This is a genomic window from bacterium (genome assembly GCA_040755795.1).
Taxonomy (GTDB): domain Bacteria; phylum UBA9089; class CG2-30-40-21; order CG2-30-40-21; family SBAY01; genus JBFLXS01.
Window position 1 is genome coordinate 1 of the sequence record JBFLXS010000761.1, and the last position, 1,042, is coordinate 1,042.

2 protein-coding genes are annotated in these 1,042 nt (G+C 40.2%); both read left to right on the forward strand.

Annotated elements, in window-relative coordinates; translation table 11 throughout:
- Positions 1-624 (forward strand): hypothetical protein (locus AB1414_21480; protein MEW6609983.1); only part of this gene is annotated, 624 nt, incomplete at its 5' end.
- 23 nt (positions 625-647) lie between these two features.
- The gene (locus AB1414_21485) at positions 648-938 is read left to right on the forward strand and encodes a hypothetical protein (GenBank protein MEW6609984.1); all 291 of its coding nucleotides are present in this window, start codon (positions 648-650) and stop codon (positions 936-938) included.
- Positions 939-1,042: the final 104 nt, after the last annotated feature.

Consider the following 1,042-nt stretch of genomic DNA (forward strand, 5'->3'; position numbering starts at 1 on the left):
ACGATGGATAGTTTTGAAGGGACAAGTGTTGATCCTGGATCGCTGCATAAGTATGTATATACTGCTAACGATCCAATAAATAAGATTGATCCAAGTGGATTTACTTCGTCGCAGGAACTTCAAACAACTCAAACAAGTCTGCAAAGAATTGCAACATCATTTATTTCAAATATCTCGCGAATACTAAATGCAGACTCTAAGTTCAAGGTTTTTGAAGTATTTTTTGTAACAGGGCCAACAATACCCCGCTTACCCTCCCACTGGTTTATTTATGTGAATACGATTGCCCTAAATATAGGCTTCCGTTACGACGTAGGCATTGATAATCCAGACGAGTTTCAGGATGGAGGTAAGGAAGTTTACTTCAAGTCGTGGGAAGGGTTTATACAAGTGACAAAAACAACAAAGGCCGCAGTTGAAAAAGATTCTTTTAAGACAATAAGAATTGCCTTATTTTCAGTGGGGCAATATGCGTTGTGGCATACGATAGTTACTAAAGCACCGATGCCTTTAGGAAGGAGGGAAAAGGAAGAAATCAATTACAGGATGTGCGGGATAAATTGTTACACTTGGAGTCTGTATGCGGCGGGGCTTTCTAAAATTATTGAAAGGCTGCCTCTCTAATTTTCTCAAGAAAAGAAGATACTATGAAACTACAGGAATATTATACTGGATACTGCCCAGCTTGTGGGGAAGGAGAATTAGTAATCTTTCTTTGTGGGCAAGGCGATGAGAAACGAGATATGCACATACAATGCAATTATTGTTTAGCGCTTTGGGCAGAACCTCCAGGTTTGGAGGCTCCTGTTTTTCCTGATTCACCTGATTTCGTGTGTCCTATTTGTCATTATTCTTTGAAGCCACCTTATTCCCGTCCGGCTTCAAAAAAAGAAATTGAAGATGGCGGATGGTGGGAGAAGGTGAAAGGAAAAATTTAAGTGTAAAATTTGCAATGCCTGATAAGTTGCCAAGAAAATATCTACTTATGCCAGTTACGCTTATGACGAGCTTGGCAATCAAGTGTCGCAGACCGACGCCTTGA